Genomic DNA, 17997 nt, shown 5'->3' with positions numbered 1-17997 from the left:
TAACCAACCCCATTGAGTAAGAGAAACAGCAACAAAACCAGAGAAACCGGCTGCTTCCCCCACCAAGAAAATGCAGCTTGAGCAGCTTTCACCAAGCCTGCCAAGCCACATATCACATCAAAACAATCAATGTTCTAAATCAATGACCTAACTGGCGGAAACCAGCGTCATGGTATTTGCGTCACTGGCATTGCACGCCGCTTCAATTTGCGCCAAAGTCGCATCTGGTTTAATTTCTGTGGCAGATTGCTGTCCTTTTCCATTACCCACAGTCATTTTCGACCAACCCGCAACCCGCAATTTCAGTGAAAGTTGTTGGCAAGCCTCATCAGGCACATTTTGATACTCAATCTTAAAGGTCTGGGCGGTGGCATCTCCCGGAGAAATGGTAACCTTGCCATTCCAACTATTAAAAATAATCCCGGTCTTACCATCCTGAGTCATATTGGCGGGAACGACTTTGTAATTAATGGCAATCTTGTTATCCAAACTGTCATATCCTTTGGCGCCATTTTTAATTGATTTCAAATTGGCGGCCATCTGAGTAATATTCGACGATTCGGTTGAAATTTCCGAAGCCCGAAACAACTTACCAATCCCGGCGGCGGCGGCGGCCAATATCACAATGCCGACAATCATCACAACCAATGCTTCAATCAGCGTAAAACCCGATTGATGCCTGACGCCACGCAGTACATTGACTTTCTTATTCATGCTAATCACTCCAAAATCAAAATAATAGAGACGCATTACCACTCACATACTCACCAAATGAAATAAAATATTAACGCAATAATAACATATATTTAAATATTTAAAACACTTTAGTATTTCATATTGAAACTAATGTTATAGATTCCAATTAGAAAAATAAAATTGCTTAAATCGCTCAAAAATCACACAAACGATTGTTAAAAACTATCAAATATTTTAATTTCTATCGTGAATATCGATTAAAATTGATAATATAGCCTATTAAAAAACCAATATATTTTGTCATACCAATCCGTTGAAAATAATTAATCATTAAATTTATTAATAAATTTAATGATGTTGTTGTTAAGATTCGCTGTTGTACCGCGTTTATCATAGATAACTTTTTTGTAAAAGTGGGGGATGTAACAGTGCACTTTGTTGAAGGTAAATGCCCTTCATTAACCAAGGTTTTTTTAAATGCCGACAGCGAATTTTTGCCCGCCATCTATTGAGAAAGGAATAGGGAATTAAATACTCAATTAAAACAAAATAATACCAACCTCATCTTTTAAATAACAGAACGAAATACACATAATGATCATAAGTTGATCAGATAAAGATATAGAATTAATCCATTAATCCAGATAATCAGAAAATAATTCTATTAATTACCCTGTCTGAATTACAAAAACAATATAAATATGTGGACATGTAGCATCATTAATAAATTCATCTTGTCCTTCCTATTAATTAATGATAATTATAAAATAAAAACTATATGTATACCTTGCCACTTATAATTTCACTATTTAACTACACGTGATTTAAATAAATCACTGAGCAAATGTTTATCATGGATAATAACCTATTAAATTCAGGTTGTTGCGGTAGCTATACCCATAATTCATGACTAATGAAAATAAAGTGAAAAACACTTTCTTAATATTTTAAATGTAAATAATAAACAAAGGAAAAAATCATGGCTATAACTCCAGAACAAATTGCTGTTGACTATCCCATTCCCACTTATCGATTTGTTGTGTCGATTGGTGATGAACAAATTCCTTTTACCAGCGTTTCGGGACTCGATATTTCTCATGATGTAATCGAGTATAAAGATGGCATTGGTAATTACTATAAAATGCCAGGCCAACGTCAATCTATTAATATTACTTTACGCAAAGGTATATTCTCAGGAGATACCAAACTTTTTGACTGGATTAATTCTATTCAGCTTAATCAAGTTGAAAAAAAAGATATCTCCATTAGCTTAACCAATGAAACAGGCACTGAAATTTTAATGTCCTGGAGCGTGGCAAATGCCTTTCCAACCTCATTAACCTCGCCTTCTTTTGATGCCGCCAGTAATGAAATTGCAATTCAGGAAATCACCCTGACAGCCGATCGAGTGACAATTCAAGCGGCCTAATCAAGCTGCCAATACGCCGACCAATGATCATCACAATGTATGACTCATCATTCTGCAATTCATGCAGAATATCACCTAATAATTGGAGGCAACATGCCAACGATACCAACCTACCCCGGCGTTTATATTGAAGAAGACGCCTCACTCGCACTCTCAGTTAGCTCGGGAGCAACAGCAGTACCTGTTTTCGCCGTTGCGAATGACAATTCATTTTTACCCACAGATGTTCCAGTCCGTATTAATAGCTGGCTGGATTATTTGACGCTAAAAGGTGAACAATTTGATGCTAAAAATATCGTTGATGTTTCACTGCGAGCCTATTTTATTAACGGCGGGGGATATGGCTATCTCATCAGAACTCAAGATTTAGAAAAACAGGTCCCAGTACTTGACGATGTGACATTACTGGTTGCCGCCGGAGAAACCATTAACAATGCCGTCAGCACACTTTGCCAACCGGGCAAAGGCTTATTTGCCATTTTTGATGGCCCAACGACCGCGTTAAAATCTGATGGCACATCTCGAGATAATTATGATCAAAACCCGTTTGCCGCCGTTTATTATCCCTGGCTAACGGCAGATTGGGCAGCCAATACCCTTATTCCCCCAAGCGCTGCCATTGCCGGCATCTATTGCTCAGTTGATCGTTCCCGTGGCGTTTGGAAAGCACCCGCGAATGTCGTGTTACAAAGTGGGATGAAACCGATATTTAAAGTTACCGATGATTTGCAAGGCATCTATAACACCGGCAAAGCGATTAATATCATCCGCGAATTTCCGAATACGGGCGCCACAGTCTGGGGCGCTCGCACACTTGAGGACAGTGATAACTGGCGTTATATCCCAGTTCGCCGCCTGTTTAACAGCGCAGAACGAGACATTAAAAACGCCATGAGTTTCGCGGTGTTTGAGCCTAACAACCAACCCACCTGGAAAGCCGTCCAGCGGGCTATCGATAACTATCTTTATGCTCTCTGGCAACAAGGCGGACTGATGGGCAACAAAGCCGAGCAGGCTTATTTTGTCCAAATCGGCAAAGGTATCACCATGACCGATGACGATATCAAACAAGGCAAAATGATTGTCAAAGTGGGTCTGGCAGCGGTTCGTCCAGCCGAGTTCATTATCTTGCAGTTCACACAGGATATCGCACAATAATTGGAGGCAGAATGCCAACAACACCAACCTACCCCGGCGTCTATATTGAGGAAGATGCATCACTGGCGCTTTCTGTCAGCCAAGGAAACACCGCAATCCCAGTTTTCATTGGCCGTTTCTCACCGAAAAAAACCGGCACAAAGCCACAAGCGACGCGCGTTAGTAGCTGGCTGGATTTCACTCACTTATTTAATGTGGGTTGTATTACCTCAATAACAATCAAATCAACTGCGCCTACTCCACCACCGCCCCCTGAAAAAGCGGATAACAATGCAGAAGTTGCCGCCATGACCGATATCGCCCCTGATGCAGACGATACCGGCACAGATTACACTTACGAGGTGACTGTCGGCACTTATACAACGAGCAGTGATGCTTTAAGACTTTATTTTCAGAATGGCGGCGGGCCCTGTTATATCCTGCCCATTGCTAATACTGAAGATAGCGCCACTCTGGCATTAATCCCCGAATTAATTGAGCAGGCTTTAGAAATCACCTTAATAGTTTGCCCTGAGCAGGATGCTAGTTACCAAAGTCAAATATACAACAGCCTCACACCTGCATTACTGAATGCAGGCTACTTCCTGATCGCTGACAATCAGAATAAAACAACCGCCATCAGCACTAACGTCGCATCACAAACTGCCGCTTATTATCCTGCGGTGAAAGTCGCACAGCTTATTCAAGCAGAAGAGAACTCGATAACCGTTTCAGGCTACGAGGATGCCACAACAAAACCAGATGCAGTCAAAAATCTGGCGCAACTCAAAGAGAAGAACAAAAATGTCTACCAGCAAACGGTTGATGCAATAAAAAGCGCAATAACATCCAATGGCAATATCATTCCTGCCAGCGCAGTGATGGCAGGCGTGTATTGCGCCACTGATGCCAGCCGTGGCGTCTGGAAAGCGCCGGCTAATGTTGTACTTAGCGGGATTAGTGATGTAGCCGAACGGCTTACTGACGATCAACAAGGGGAGATGAATGCGAAAGGCATCAACGCTATTCGCTATTTCAGCCACAAAGGTTTTGTCGTGTGGGGCGCTCGTACTCTGCAAAATAATGACAACTGGCGTTACATCCCAGTTCGTCGCTTATTTAATAGCGCAGAACGAGACATCAAGCAAGCAATGCGATTTGCCGTCTTTGAACCCAATAGTCAACCCACTTGGGAACGGGTGAAATCAGCCATTGACAACTATCTCTATTCCTTATGGCAACAAGGAGCACTCGCGGGAAATAAACCACAAGAAGCCTATTTTGTCCAAATCGGCCAGGGTATCACCATGTCCGACGACGATATTAAACAAGGGAAAATGATCGTCAAAATTGGCATGGCGGCGGTACGCCCGGCTGAATTTATTATCCTCCAGTTTAGCCAAAATGTAGCCCAGTAACCGTACCGAGACGCGGCTTAACACCGCGTCTACTCAGCCATTTGAGGAGATGATAATGGAGATAAAACAACCAGGCGTTGCGATAACGGAAAATCTAATATCCCTAAAACCGGATAATGCATTTATCGGCGTACCGGTCTTTGTTGGTTATACCCGACCGGCCACAAATGAAAATACTAACGATAACCTTACCATCAAACTAAACAGCCTGGCCGATTTTTCCCTGATCTGGGATAAGTCAGGATTAATGTACTATTCCGTGCGCCACTTCTTTGAAAACGGCGGTCAACAAGCTTATGTCCTGTCTCTGGGTTCTGATAAGCAGCTAAAAGATCTCCCGTCATTGCTCACCGTACTGCAACAGGATTGGGTTAAACAGGCAATCGCCACAGAGAACGAAATCACATTGATTGTTGTCCCTGATATTGTCCATCTTCTCAATCAGATAAAAACAGGCCAACACAATAAAATTCAGCTCTGGTTACAATCGTGGCAATCAATACTCGATCTTTGCAAAAGTCGGCGCGGTATCATGGGATTACTGGATGCGCCAGACGATCCAATATTGGCCGCTGAATGTTTAAAACAGTTTTCTTCCTCTGATCGACAATGGGGCGCAGTCTATTGGCCAAGGGTGAAAAGCGCTTACCAAGAAAACAGCCAGCCTATCGTACTCTCACCGACCTCTGCGGTTGCTGCCGTCATCCAACACCACGATAACCACACGGCTGTCTGGCATGCGCCAGCCAATGTCGCGTTAGCCAAAGTGATCAGCCCAATACGTTCCTATATTGAAGCTGACGCTCTCTTTAACCCAGAGGGTACCTCACTGAATCTGGTTCGCAGTTTTCCCGGTAAAGGCATCAGAATCTGGGGATGCCGAACATTGGACAACATCCCCGGTTCCCCTTGGCGCTATATTCAGATCCGCCGTTTGGTTTCCTATATCGAAGCCCATATGACTCAACTGGGCCGAGCCTTTGTCTTTGAGCCGAATAACGCCATTACCTGGATGAAATTTAAAGGTCAAGCCCACAACTGGCTACGTCAGTTATGGCTAAAAGGCGGGCTGAGAGGTACCCAAGAAGATCAAGCATTTGAAGTACTACTGGGCGTTGACGAATCAATGAGCGAAGAGGATCTGCGGGCCGGAAAAATGATCATCAAGATCAGACTGGCCGTTTTAATTCCGGCGGAATTCATTGAGCTGAATCTGACATTTGATACCCGTACCGGTACCATACCGAGTTAAACAGGGGCAAAACATGAACAATCTCTACACCCCATCGGTGTCACACCGTTTTATCGCCAGTTTCCTGTTTAATAATATTCCTAGCCCGCTGGATATCGCCTTTCAGCGTATATCGGGCCTCAACCGTGAACTGCAAACCACCCAATACAGTCAAGGTGGAGAAAACGCCCGCAATACCTGGCTGGTGGAGAAGATCCAGCATGGCAGTTTGATACTAGAACGCGGCGTGATGACAGTCACCCCGTTAACCTTAATCTTTGATCGCATCCTGCGCGGCGAAAAAGCGACTTATGCCGATGTTGTCATCATGTTACTGAATGAAAATGCGTTACCGGCGGCAAGCTGGACATTAAGTAATGCATTACCGGTTCGCTGGTCCACCAGCGACTTTGATGCCAATAGCAATGCCGTTTTGGTGAACTCATTGGAACTACGTTATCAGGATATGCGCTGGTTAGGAGCGAAAATATGACCGTCGAAATTAAAGAATTGATTATTCAAGTCAAAGTCACCGACTCAGTGAATGATCCCGTCTCTCCGCGGACGTTAGCTCAGGAAGCGCTGGATAATGCTCACCTGATTGAGATAGTGAAACGGGAAGTATTAGACGCATTACGTGAAGCAGGAGGTCACTATGAGCTTAATTGAACGTAGCCTATCCAGACTCACTCTCTCCGCCTTCAAAGACCGGGAAGGTAAAGTCTCGGTAGGCAGTTTACAAGCCATGTATAACCCCGACGCCATCCAACTCGATTATCAAACTCGCTATCAACAAGATGAAAGCGTTAACAGTACCAGTCAAAGCAGCCGCTATGTGTTATCCCAACCCGCCGGTCTGTCATTAGTCCTGTTATTTGATGCCACGATGCCCGGCAATAACACCCCGGTAGAAACCCAACTGGCGACGCTAAAATCCCTATGTGCGGTTGATGCCAGCACCCACGTTCCCCACTTTCTTAAAATCAAATGGGGCAAAATGCGTTGGGAAAACAAAGGCTATTTTGCCTGCCGAGCCAGCGGCCTCGCCATTAATTACACCCTATTTGATCGTGATGCGACTCCATTACGGGCTAGCGCCACTTTATCTTTAGTCGCAGACGAAAGCTTGGTTATTCAAGCCACCGAGCAACAACTAAAATCACCGCCAGTTACCGCAGTCAGCGTAACCGATATGATCTCCCTGCCCTTAATCGCCTTAGGCGCCGGAGCTTCTTTAGCTGGCGGCATTGATTATCTCTCCCTAGCTTGGCAAAACGATCTGGATAATCTTGATGACTTCACTCCCGGTCAAACACTGCAAGCGCAGGGGGATGCATGAAGACACCCGCAATAACCATTAAAATAGATGGAAAAACACTCAACCAATTCTCTGTCATCACGCTTACTGTCAACCATCACATCAATGGTATCCCTTCGGCCAACATCACCTTAAATATAGCCGGTGATGCCAGCCAAATTTTTAGCGCCAAGGCACAAGCTGAGCTAGCAAACTGCCGTCCAAATCATGAAATTATCGTGCAGTTCGAAAAAACGGTATTGTTTAAAGGGATCATTGTTCGGCAAACGCTGAGGCTAAAAGGTCAAGACAGCCTAATTACCCTGACGGCCAGACATCCGTTACAAAAACTCACTCATGGCCTCCATTCGCAACTATTCAGCCAACAGAGTGACGAAGCGATTATTAGAAAGTTATGCAGTCAAATAGGTATAACCGCAACAATAAAACAAGCCCCTCAACTTAAAACGGTACATGAACAAATGGTGCAGTTCCGTTGCAATGACTGGGCCTTTTTAAAAAATCGGCTGCTTGCCACGAACACCTGGCTGCTGCCCGGTAACGAGACGGTCACGCTGATTACGCCGAAAGCGCTTAATCAATCAACCGTGCATACTGTTCGCCAACGGGCCAACGATCAGGACATTGTGCTATTTGAAGCGAATCTACAATGGGACAACCAACATAGCCCTAAAACGGTGAGCGTACACTCTTGGGACATTAACCAACAAAAACTGTCTCAGGCAATTCAAGCAAAAAACAGCGGCCTTGGCCGTGGTCAACTTGCCACAGATGGCCTGTCAGATCTAACCAATCAAGAGTGGCAGTGGACTTTCAGCTACCCGCTGGATAATGAACAAGCCAGACATCTTGCTCAAGGCATTATGGACAACCGGCGAAGTCATAATATATCCGGCAATATTGAAGTCGAAGGCGATGACCGTTATCAACCGGGGGATGTGCTGGCGTTAAGCGGCTTTGGTCAGGGAATGGATGGTCAAGCCATTATCACCGGCGTCAGTCAAAGCCTCTCTCAGCGACAAGGCTGGCGCACCCGGTTAACACTCGGCTTATTGCCGGAAACAGAGCATGCTGTACCGCAAGTAAAAGAGCTACACATCGGCGTTGTGGAAAAATACCAGCAAGACCAACAATCACTGGACCGTATTCCGGTCAAAATACCGGCCCTAAACTTAACTAATGGCGTACTTTTCGCTCGCTTGGGTAAACCCTACGCCAGTCATGAAAGCGGATTTTGCTTCTATCCTGAACCGGGGGATGAGGTGATTGTCGGCTTTTTTGAATGCGATCCCCGTTTCCCGGTGATATTAGGTTCTATGCACAACCCGAAAAATAAATCCCCGCTAGAACCGAGTGAAAAAAATTCGATAAAAACCTTAGTGATTAAACAGGGGGAAAATCAACAAGCATTAGCCTTCGATAATCAAAATAAAACCCTCGCATTGAATAGCGGAAAAAATACCGTATCTCTGCAACAAGATAAAGATATCACGCTGAATTCAACTAAGAATCTCATTACTCATGCGCAAGAAATTAAAATAGAGGCTGAAAAATCCCTCTCCGCCGCCGGAAAATCTGGCGTTGATATTAAAGGGGCGAAAATTAACCTAACACAATAACAAGGCAATAAGATGACAAATAAAATATTGACCGATATTTATGGCCGCGGTTGGGCATTTCCGCCACAGTTTTTTATCAATGACAACCCGCCTGAAATACAATCCGGCGTCATCATGGCGGAGGGAGCAGAAAATGTCCGCCAGAGTGTAAATATTCTTTTTCTCACTGAACCCGGCGAACGGATTATGCGTGAAGACTATGGCTGTGGTCTGAATGATTACCTGTTTGCCAATATCAGCGATGAATTGATGGCGGAAATTCAAACCCGCATTGAAGAACGGGTATTGCGCTATGAACCACGCGCCGAAATTACTGAAATTCAAGTAAACCAGAGAACAAACTTGCCCAATACCCTGCATGTTCAGGTCACTTACGCCCTGCGGGGCAGCGACATCAGCCAACAGATTGAAGGCGTCCTTGAGATTAATGAGGGTCTGGTACGGGTGAGCTTATGAGTAAACAACTAGTAGTTGATGGCGACAACCTGCTATTCGAACCGTTGTTTGGCAACCGGCAAGTCACAATTCTGGGGCCTGCGACCATTCGAGGCAGCGGACACGCCAAAATCCAAGGCAAAAAAATCGTTATTGTGGGTGACGAAAAAACAGTACAGCTTCAAGCGCAATATATTACCCCTAGCCATCCGGTACCCGGCATGGGCATAGTCACCATTGCCCAATTAGATACCAGCCAGCAGGTAAACTTTTGCCTCACTCCCGCCACGGTGATTATTGTCGGGCAACAATTTACTGCCCGTTTCACCCCGACACAACCGGCAAATAATCCATCGAGCGGCCCCGATGTGACAACGCCGAGTATGGGAAAAGGCCGTTTTATTGCCAGTCAATATACTGTCAGTGCCGGATAAATAACCGCTTCAACTTTATTTTTAAATAACAACGATCTCCTGAAAAACTATCAGGAATATATTCAAATAACAGGTGGTATAAATATGGGACAGGCCGAGTTAGACAATAAACTCTCTGCTATTGTGCCAGATACTGAATTTAAACTTGATGAAAGAAGTACGCTGGATATTTTAAACTGGCTTAAAGAATACACCGCAATCATCCCTTTCGATCAAGAGAAAAAACAGTTCTGGGATAGTTTTTACTTTATTCAGGAAAATAGTCCTCAGCAATTAGCCGATATTTACCAACATGCTAACAAAGCGGATGGCCTTTTACCCGCACATCAAGTTTTTGTACTGGCTTTTTTAAAACTATTAGAAACAACCAACCGCTTATTAAACACCTTCCCGGCACGACACCGTGATCTTTATTACCGGGAATTACTGGGGCTGAATCCCAGAAACGCCCAAGCGGATAGGGTTGCCATCGGCATTACCCTGAACACAAATAACGCGGCATTTCTGGTACCACAAGGCACCCTGTTTGATGCCGGGCAGGATAGCGCCGGAAACCCGTTACAATATGCGTCAGACATGGATTTATTGGCGAATCAAGGGGAGCTAACCGACTTACGTTGGCATCGAAAAAACGGTGACAACGGCTGGCAATCGGCAATACCTTTTAACCTTTCGAATAACATTGCATTACCTGAAAATGGCATTCAACTTTTTAGCCCAACAGCCCATGATATGCCGGTGCTATCCGGTTATCTGATTACCTCATCTTTATTTGCTATGTCCGCTGGAGAACGTACGATTAAAGTCACATTAGCCAACGAGTGGACCGGTAAATCTGAGCGCCTCACCGCGAAAATCAGTGCAGAAGATCACTGGTTATCGTTATCGGTAAAACTTATCGACAAAAAGAATATTGAGCTTGGATTATCATCCACAGATGATCCTATCAGCCCGCCAGATAACCTTGACGGCATGACATTCGACGTACCGGTACTAAAATTAGGCGCCACTCAGCAACCCACGTTGCCCAAAATTACCGGTATTGAAATCAATATTAACGGCAACCGCAATGTGCACTATGCCTCTGATAGCGGTATCGAACAAGCGGATACCACCAGTTTCCCCTTTGGTCAATCGCCATTACCAGGTTCCGGCTTTAATCTGGTCGCCCCAGAATGGTATGGTTCCGAAAATGCGACACTTACCCTGACGCCTCAATGGGTTGGCTTACCTACCAAGAGTTTTAAACAGTGGTATAAAGGGTATAACCCTGAACCTGATAATAGCGCATTTAAAGTACAGGGTTATTTAATCACGCCTCAAAAGAGAGAAGAACTTAATGAGGCTCAGGAATTATTCGATGGAAAAGAAGCGCCACAAGGAAAAAGCCTCACTTTTACTTTACCTGCAATGGATTACCCGCTCGCAGACAGCCTCTCACCCAATGATTGGCCTGCTTCAATACGCATAGAACTGGCCGAACAGGATTTTATGCATGCCCAATATTGGCAAAACCCCATTGGGAAAAACGCACCCTATACCCACAAATCAGTGCGTTGCAGGTTCAATTCCATGCCCAAATAGCACCCGAACAATTCGCCATCTACCCTCTGACCCCTTTTGGTTGGGGGAATGCAAATGCAGAAACGCCAACACTCACCCATGAAGCATTCTACTTAGGTTTTACAGGTGTACTGCCGGGGCAAACTTTATCTCTCTACTGGCAATTAGTTGGTTTTAAAGCGCTCAATTTATCCTGGTCTTACCTCAACACCAGCAATATCTGGAGCAAATTGGATAAATTAATTGATGATCAAACTCATCACCTATTTGACCGGGGTATCTGGCGTACCTTATTACCACAGGATGCTTCAAACCAGTCCACCTTGATGCCAGCGGGACGATACTGGCTAAAAGCAGAGATAACTGATCTGACTGATCCTCAAGATTACCCACGCATTAAGGGCCTGCTGTATAACGCCGCCACAGCGACTTTAATCAACCCAGAAGCCGTTGAGCAAGAGCACTTTATCAACGGATTGATCGCCAACAGCATTAAACAACCGGTCAACGCATCTGTGGCAATCAGTAACGTCACGCAACCCTGGGCCTCCTGGAACGGTCGCCCGCCAGAAACCGAGCAATCCTTCCTGACGAGAGTCCCTGCCCGGTTGTCACACCGTAATCGGGTACTCAGTTGGGGAAATATCGCCACCTTGCTAAAAGAGCATTTTGTCAGCTTATTTGATGTCCAATCCCCCTCCGTCAATGAATTGACCCGAATCCCGGCGCCGGAAATACAGCGACTGATTGTGATCCCTGACAGCCGTTATAAAGATAACGATGATGCATTACGTCCAACACTAAACCCGGCCCGATTGACAGAGATGGTCGAATGGTTAAGCCAATTAAGCAGCCTCTGGACCACCATTGAAATTGACAATCCCACCTACGTTGATGTCCTGATCCGCTATCAACTGGTGTTTGCCCCAGGCGTTAACCCTGATTACGGTCACTATCAGTTACAACAGGAATTAAGCCGAAAATATATGCCGTGGGGAGAAAATAGCGCTATTGGCGTCACAACCGGTAATCGCATTGACTACTACCCCTTGTTAGCCGCCATCCAACAATCCCCGCTGGTAGAACGCGTCACTGACCTAAGTATGACAATCGCCAACCATCCCACCAGTGCGGTGGGTGAAAGTATCGAGGCTGCCGATAACGAGGTACTGATTCTAGTCTGGCCTGATGACACTTCCCCAAGCCAAGGAGTTGATAATGAATAATCAGGATGCGCTATTCCTCATTGTTAAAGACGATATTACTTTTGATGCTTTACTCTCGCAGGCCAAAGCGGTCATTGAGCAGCAATCCGGCCAATGTTGGAGCAATACCAGTGAAAGCGATCCCGGCATCACCTTACTAGAAGCGTGCTGCTATGGCGCTTCCGATCTGGCCTATCGTCATTCACTGCCGCTCAGGGATCTGCTTACCCCGAAAAAAGAGCAACAACCTCCCAATGACGGCATTTTCCCGCAAGAGTTCGGCCCACAACAAATGCTGACCTGTGGACCGATTACCGCAGAGGATTATCGCCGGGCTTTGCTGGACCTGCATAGTAGCGACGCCGTCAGTGAAAAAAGCACAGGTTATTTTTTCTTTAACGATGTACAGCTTATTCGCGAACCTGAAAATCAACGTTATGAATACTGGTATAACAAAGAAAAACGTGAATACAGTTTCACTTCAACCCCAAATAGCGAACGATTAACGTTAAGAGGAAATTATTGGCTCTATTTACTCCCCAGCCGGGAAACTGAAAACAATAAAGCTGCTGCACAGAAAAGTTTGCAGACTTTCCTGAAAAATAATCGAAACTTAGGGGAATCCGTCAGCCATATTATCTGGCTACAACCCACCGATTTTCCTCTACAGATTGACATTGAACTTGATGATGATGTCAACGATATCGCTGGCATATTTGCCCAAGTTTATATAACAGCGGAACAGATGGCTCAGGCAAAACCCGAACGTTATACCACGCAGACCATAAAAGATCAGGGTTACAGTAACGAAGAGATATTTGCCGGCCCCTATTTACGTCACGGCTGGATACCGACATTACCGCAAGTCAAAGATTACACCGGCGCTACCGTATTAAATTTGAGCCACTTGATTAATCAATTGCTGGCGATTAAGGGAGTGCAAAATATCACCCGATTAGCCTTCACTCCGCACGATGAAATAATTTCCCCGCTACCGAACGATAATTGGTCCTGGAAAATCGCCCAAGGATATTACCCCAGATTATGGGGCAGCGATCCGCTGGCATTAATTACCTCATCAGACAGTCCACTCACCATTATCGCCAAAGGTGGAATTAATATTATCGTTTCCAAACAACAAATAGAGGAAAAAATCATTGCCGATCCGCTCATTAATACACAGCCGGAATTATTAAATTGGGGAAAACATCGAAAAGTCCTGGATTACTATCCGGTAAGCAATAAATTACCTGCTTGCTATGGATTACAGACCTATGCCAATAGCCAACAACAAGTACAATTACACCAATTTATGCTGCCGTTTGAACAGATGCTGGCTAATGGCTGCGCCGAACTCGACTTATTACCAAAACTATTGGCGTTTAAACAACGGGGAAATAACGTCTACGGTATTCAATGGCCTTTTAAAGCTGATACGGTCAGTCAGCAAGTTCATCAAAACATAGCATCTGATGTGATAACAAAGCTCAACAATGATTCACAAATCTCTCATCAAGGCGCTATTCAAACCAAAAACTATGCAAAAGAGCTGACAATTGTAGATTATCTACTAGGCTATTTTGGTACTCAGCGCGCTGCCCGGCCACTTACCCTAGATTTACTGGATTTTTTATCTACCCAACGGGGATACCTGGCTCAACAGCCCGAACTGGCCTATCAGCGTAACAATATTCGTATCGATAAGGTGTCGGCACTTCAAAAACGTATCGCTGCCCGGCTAGGTCTGGGCGGAGAGTGTTTTAGTGAAACACCTAATCTGGCTAACTTGCCTTTCTATCTAATTGAACATCGCCAACTCTTACCGGTAAAACCTGATAAAGCATTTGATACCGAACAAAAACCTGATTCGCTAACGATTGAAGGCGATCAGTTAAAAATTACCCAGCAAGGTACAGCAGGCCGGTTACTACAAGGACAGGTAATAAATCTCATTGTCTATGAAGGTGATAACAAACTGGTATTGCGTGGTCAAATGATTACAGATGTCACAGAAGATACCTTCTCTCTTAGTATCAGTAACAGCAGCGAACTGGAGCGCAATCTGAGCAGAGTACAACAGGCATTTGAGCAAGATAAACTGCGCTGGCTAAACAGTCCGGTATGGCTGGAAGATATGGATTATCAACTGGTTTATACCGATCAAACCTATCAAAATGATGTTGAAGATGAACGCTGGATCACTTCCAGCACTCAAAGCCCCTTTCCAGCGATGATCGAAGAAGATGATGAAATTACACTGAAATATGTGATTACCCCATCCAAACCAACCCAAGAAGCTGATTATGAACTCAAGGCAACAGTCGTTAAATTTGATCGCATTCAAGGAAAGATACTCATTAAACGCAGTAAAGACTCATCAGGTAATTTTCCACCAGAGGCAGAAGCATGGCGCTATCGTTGGTATTTCTCCAGCGAAAAATATGCTTTATCTGATCGCTTTTCATTCGTGGTCAGTGTGGTGATTAATCGCCAACTCATTGAGAATGAAGGCGTTGATCCTTATAAATTGGAATCTTGGGTGAAAACCGAAATTTTGGCTGAGTTTCCCGCTCATCTTTCCATGATTATTCACTGGCTATCACCGGAACATTTTAATAACTTTGCCAGTACCTATAAACGTTGGCAAAATAACGGCGCTCCTTTAGGGGACGAGGCATATAACATTTTAGAAACCTTAACCTTGGGAAGAGTACCTTCCGCGGTAACAGGTATTGGTAGTATGCGAATCGCTACCGCACAGCAGCGTATTGAGGTAATTGGTGAATCTGGAACTGAATGGAATACAGAAGTCATTATCAGCAACCAATTATTATATGTACCCTACTCTAGTAAAAATATTTAAATACTGACATTTTAAAATTTTCAGATTTAACCTGCGAATGAGAAATCAAGAAAGATAGAATTATTTGATATTATATACAAGGTGATAAAATGGCAAATAAAGATAACCCATCTAATTCAGAAAACAATTTAGAAAATGCTAATATTAAATCAACCGGTCCTTCAACAAATGATCTAAAAAGCCGTTTTAAAGAAGGCAGTATTCCCCTACAAACCGATTATTCTGACTTGATTGATATTGCTGACATTGGCCGTAAAGCAACCGGGCAAGCCCCCGGACAATCAGGAGAACCTGGTGATGGTTTGAGTTTGACGGATGACGGAACTTTACAGACAGTTGTTAATTCAACTGGCGGACTGCATTTTGATAAAAAAGCGTTAGCAATTAAACCTTACGATGGGATTAACGTTGATAATAATGGTGTTTCAGTCAAAGCCGGTAGCGGAATCATTGTTGATTCAAGCGGTGTCAGTATTGATTCCAATAATGTACTCCCCAAAGGGATAATTGTGATGTTTTCTGGTAGTGATATCCCTGATGGTTGGGCGCTGTGTGATGGTAAGAATGACACACCAGATTTAATCGATCGGTTTATTTTAGGCGGTAAAGTTTCCGATATTAATAAAAATAATGGAAAAAAAGTTTCTGGTCTTTTTGCTAATAATAAGCAATTTAAAATAAGTACTACTAATAAAGAACTGACAATCACCATAAAAGGTACAAAACTGTCCCAGGATCAAATACCAGAACATCAACATATAGGAGGAACGGGTTACTTTAGCCGAGAAGGAGCAAGATATAATGTGGATCAACCTCATGAAACTGCCCCTAGACAACTTGACAATAACCCTAATTCTTACGATTTTACAAGCTATATAACAAAAAAAGGGAGAAGCCTTTTTGTAGAAGCAGACAATAATGCTTATTACTTCTACACCTCTAATGTTGGTAAGGGTAATGAACATACCCATAATGTTGATGCAAGCGCTAATATTATCCCCCCTTATTATATTCTGGCATTTATTATGAAGATTTAATTCCATAAATACAGATCTAAACTATCTATTATTTGCTAATCATCAAGGATATATTGATATGACTTCGGAGCCAAATCTGTTAAATCGGATTACCATTACTATTGAAGCTAACAATCAACAGGTGGCTAAAACAGTATTGCATGGCTCCCTACTTAATCAAGCCAATATAAATAGCTTATTCAATACATTCTTTACTCAACATCCTATTAATCAGGATATATATCTAGAAACATTGACCTTAAATCTTGGTGAAATAAGCTTACATAACTTCAATTCAGTGTTTCCACGCCAGCTTAATATAGCCTTAAGTAAAGCTCTAAATCAATATCAGATAAATCATCAAGAAAAAATTAGTTTGAATGAACCTATACCAAATGAAATTATCCACAATCCTATTTTATTTGGCGATTATAGCCCAATCAATGCAGAGGGATTTATTCATACTTTATATCAAAAAGACTCGACATTAGATAAAATGGAGGCAATAATAAATAGTAAAAATAGTGATATTAAACATTTAACTAACCAAATAATGCAGATAAAGAGCAAGTTAGCATTATTATTGGCAAAAAGCTGCTTATCTGAACCGAGCCTAAAACGGCTCTTGGCAATCAAACAACCTGCTTTATTAAGCGCTATCAATGACAGATTATCTGAAAGAGCAAACAGACCACAATACCGGGAGGAGTTTATCTCCTCCGGGCAATTGATACTCAATGCACTGGGGTACATGCAACGACACAATACACAGGAAATACCGAGACTTGATGTGAAAGTCATATCACGCATCACAACTGAATTGAATAACGGTAAACTAAATGCAAAACCTATTATCGAATTATTTCACCAAATTATCACTCACAGGCTTCCATTAAATAGTTGGTTAAAACAGCTTTGGCAAACTATTCCTGTTTCACAATTCTGTAAAAAATATTTATCGGTTAATGAATACTCGTACTTATCAGAATACTTCATTTCAAATAAATTAAATAAAAATAGATCTGACGCAGAATCAGCATCAGATAACACTTTCATTACAGGAGTAAATAACAATAACCCACGTCAGACAATTAACCTGCCAAACTCAAAAACCGTTTTATTACCTAAATCGTGCCAAGTCAATAATGCTGGAATATTAATTCTATGGCCGATGCTACCAGCACTATTTAATCAGCTTGGTTTACTTGAGGAACAAAAATTTACCCATCGTCAGGCTCAATTTAGTGCCGTCAATTTCCTTGATTACCTGATTTGGGAAACCGAAGAAACACCAACAGAGCAAAAAGTCCTGAATAACGTTCTGTGTGGACTCATGGCTGATGAAAACAGTGAATCAATCTCTATTGAACCAGAAAAACAATTGATAATAGATCAATGGCTGAGTGCGGTTATCAATCAACTTCCTGGCTGGAAAAAATTAAGTTGTAATGACGTCCGTCAACTATTTTTACAACGACCAGGAGAATTGCTGATAAATGAGCAAGAAATCAACATCACGGTAGAAAATCAACCATTCGATGTGCTGTTAACTGATTGGCCGTGGCCATTAAATATCGCCAAACTTCCCTGGCTGGATCGCCCTTTACGAATTAACTGGCAAAACATTTAAAAG

14 protein-coding genes and 1 pseudogene are annotated in these 17997 nt (G+C 43.2%); 14 read left to right on the top strand and 1 reads right to left on the bottom strand.

Going from position 1 to position 17997, the window contains the following annotated elements; all coding sequences use genetic code 11:
- Positions 1-147 precede the first annotated feature (147 nt).
- A complete protein-coding gene (locus tag TI10_RS21215) occupies positions 148-714 on the bottom strand; it encodes a type 4 pilus major pilin (RefSeq protein ID WP_049585312.1) in 567 nt (188 codons plus the stop codon).
- 961 nt (positions 715-1675) lie between these two features.
- Here TI10_RS21215 and TI10_RS21210 point away from each other — a divergent pair.
- The 14 genes and pseudogenes from TI10_RS21210 (at position 1676) to TI10_RS21145 (ending at position 17994) form a co-directional block, all read left to right on the top strand.
- Entirely contained in the window at positions 1676-2125 is a 450-nt protein-coding gene (locus TI10_RS21210; RefSeq protein ID WP_049585311.1) for a phage tail protein, read from the top strand.
- 93 nt (positions 2126-2218) lie between these two features.
- Positions 2219-3283, top strand: coding sequence for a phage tail sheath family protein (locus TI10_RS21205; RefSeq protein ID WP_049585310.1), 1065 nt, complete (start codon positions 2219-2221; stop codon positions 3281-3283).
- An 11-nt stretch (positions 3284-3294) separates the two neighbouring features.
- Positions 3295-4680, top strand: coding sequence for a phage tail sheath family protein (locus TI10_RS21200; protein WP_049585309.1), 1386 nt, complete (start codon positions 3295-3297; stop codon positions 4678-4680).
- Positions 4681-4735: 55 nt separating this feature from the next.
- Positions 4736-5932, top strand: a complete 1197-nt coding sequence (locus TI10_RS21195; RefSeq protein WP_049585308.1) for a phage tail sheath family protein — start codon at positions 4736-4738, stop codon at positions 5930-5932.
- Between the two features lie 13 nt (positions 5933-5945).
- Complete coding sequence (locus TI10_RS21190) at positions 5946-6404, top strand: phage tail protein (protein ID WP_049585307.1); 459 nt, start codon at positions 5946-5948, stop codon at positions 6402-6404.
- Complete coding sequence (locus TI10_RS21185; protein WP_049585306.1) at positions 6401-6580, top strand: DUF5908 family protein; 180 nt, start codon at positions 6401-6403, stop codon at positions 6578-6580. The genes TI10_RS21190 and TI10_RS21185 overlap by 4 nt, the downstream gene beginning before the upstream one ends.
- Positions 6567-7250, top strand: a complete 684-nt coding sequence (locus TI10_RS21180) for a CIS tube protein (protein WP_049585305.1) — start codon at positions 6567-6569, stop codon at positions 7248-7250. Before TI10_RS21185 ends, TI10_RS21180 begins: the two co-directional genes overlap by 14 nt.
- Complete coding sequence (locus tag TI10_RS21175; RefSeq protein WP_049585304.1) at positions 7247-8848, top strand: phage baseplate assembly protein V; 1602 nt, start codon at positions 7247-7249, stop codon at positions 8846-8848. The genes TI10_RS21180 and TI10_RS21175 overlap by 4 nt, the downstream gene beginning before the upstream one ends.
- A gap of 12 nt (positions 8849-8860) precedes the next feature.
- Complete coding sequence (locus tag TI10_RS21170) at positions 8861-9304, top strand: GPW/gp25 family protein (RefSeq protein WP_049585303.1); 444 nt, start codon at positions 8861-8863, stop codon at positions 9302-9304.
- Positions 9301-9717: a hypothetical protein gene (locus tag TI10_RS21165; RefSeq protein WP_049585302.1), complete on the top strand. Its 417-nt coding sequence runs from the start codon at positions 9301-9303 to the stop codon at positions 9715-9717. Before TI10_RS21170 ends, TI10_RS21165 begins: the two co-directional genes overlap by 4 nt.
- A gap of 84 nt (positions 9718-9801) precedes the next feature.
- Positions 9802-12506 (top strand): annotated as a pseudogene (locus TI10_RS21160) (hypothetical protein).
- Positions 12499-15348 carry a hypothetical protein gene (locus tag TI10_RS21155; protein WP_049585301.1) on the top strand — a complete coding sequence of 950 codons (2850 nt, stop codon included), beginning with the start codon at positions 12499-12501 and terminating at the stop codon, positions 15346-15348. The pseudogene TI10_RS21160 and the gene TI10_RS21155 overlap by 8 nt, the downstream one beginning before the upstream one ends.
- An 89-nt stretch (positions 15349-15437) precedes the next feature.
- On the top strand, positions 15438-16385 hold the full coding sequence (locus TI10_RS21150; RefSeq protein WP_049585300.1) for a phage tail protein: 948 nt from the start codon (positions 15438-15440) through the stop codon (positions 16383-16385).
- A 58-nt stretch (positions 16386-16443) separates the two neighbouring features.
- On the top strand, positions 16444-17994 hold the full coding sequence (locus TI10_RS21145) for a contractile injection system tape measure protein (RefSeq protein WP_049585299.1): 1551 nt from the start codon (positions 16444-16446) through the stop codon (positions 17992-17994).
- Positions 17995-17997: the final 3 nt, after the last annotated feature.

Source organism: Photorhabdus luminescens subsp. luminescens (genome assembly GCF_001083805.1).
In the GTDB taxonomy this organism is placed as follows: domain Bacteria; phylum Pseudomonadota; class Gammaproteobacteria; order Enterobacterales; family Enterobacteriaceae; genus Photorhabdus; species Photorhabdus luminescens.
Note: the sequence above shows the minus strand (reverse complement) of the source record. Positions and strands in the feature narration are given on the sequence as shown.

Bases quoted from the DNA above. Each gene is read 5' to 3' on its own strand.
- TI10_RS21215 (WP_049585312.1), bottom strand. From the start codon at position 714: ATGAATAAGAAAGTCAATGTACTGCGTGGCGTCAGGCATCAATCGGGT.
- TI10_RS21210 (WP_049585311.1), top strand. From the start codon at position 1,676: ATGGCTATAACTCCAGAACAAATTGCTGTTGACTATCCCATTCCCACT.
- TI10_RS21205 (WP_049585310.1), top strand. From the start codon at position 2,219: ATGCCAACGATACCAACCTACCCCGGCGTTTATATTGAAGAAGACGCC.
- TI10_RS21200 (WP_049585309.1), top strand. From the start codon at position 3,295: ATGCCAACAACACCAACCTACCCCGGCGTCTATATTGAGGAAGATGCA.
- TI10_RS21195 (WP_049585308.1), top strand. From the start codon at position 4,736: ATGGAGATAAAACAACCAGGCGTTGCGATAACGGAAAATCTAATATCC.
- TI10_RS21190 (WP_049585307.1), top strand. From the start codon at position 5,946: ATGAACAATCTCTACACCCCATCGGTGTCACACCGTTTTATCGCCAGT.
- TI10_RS21185 (WP_049585306.1), top strand. From the start codon at position 6,401: ATGACCGTCGAAATTAAAGAATTGATTATTCAAGTCAAAGTCACCGAC.
- TI10_RS21180 (WP_049585305.1), top strand. From the start codon at position 6,567: ATGAGCTTAATTGAACGTAGCCTATCCAGACTCACTCTCTCCGCCTTC.
- TI10_RS21175 (WP_049585304.1), top strand. From the start codon at position 7,247: ATGAAGACACCCGCAATAACCATTAAAATAGATGGAAAAACACTCAAC.
- TI10_RS21170 (WP_049585303.1), top strand. From the start codon at position 8,861: ATGACAAATAAAATATTGACCGATATTTATGGCCGCGGTTGGGCATTT.
- TI10_RS21165 (WP_049585302.1), top strand. From the start codon at position 9,301: ATGAGTAAACAACTAGTAGTTGATGGCGACAACCTGCTATTCGAACCG.
- TI10_RS21155 (WP_049585301.1), top strand. From the start codon at position 12,499: ATGAATAATCAGGATGCGCTATTCCTCATTGTTAAAGACGATATTACT.
- TI10_RS21150 (WP_049585300.1), top strand. From the start codon at position 15,438: ATGGCAAATAAAGATAACCCATCTAATTCAGAAAACAATTTAGAAAAT.
- TI10_RS21145 (WP_049585299.1), top strand. From the start codon at position 16,444: ATGACTTCGGAGCCAAATCTGTTAAATCGGATTACCATTACTATTGAA.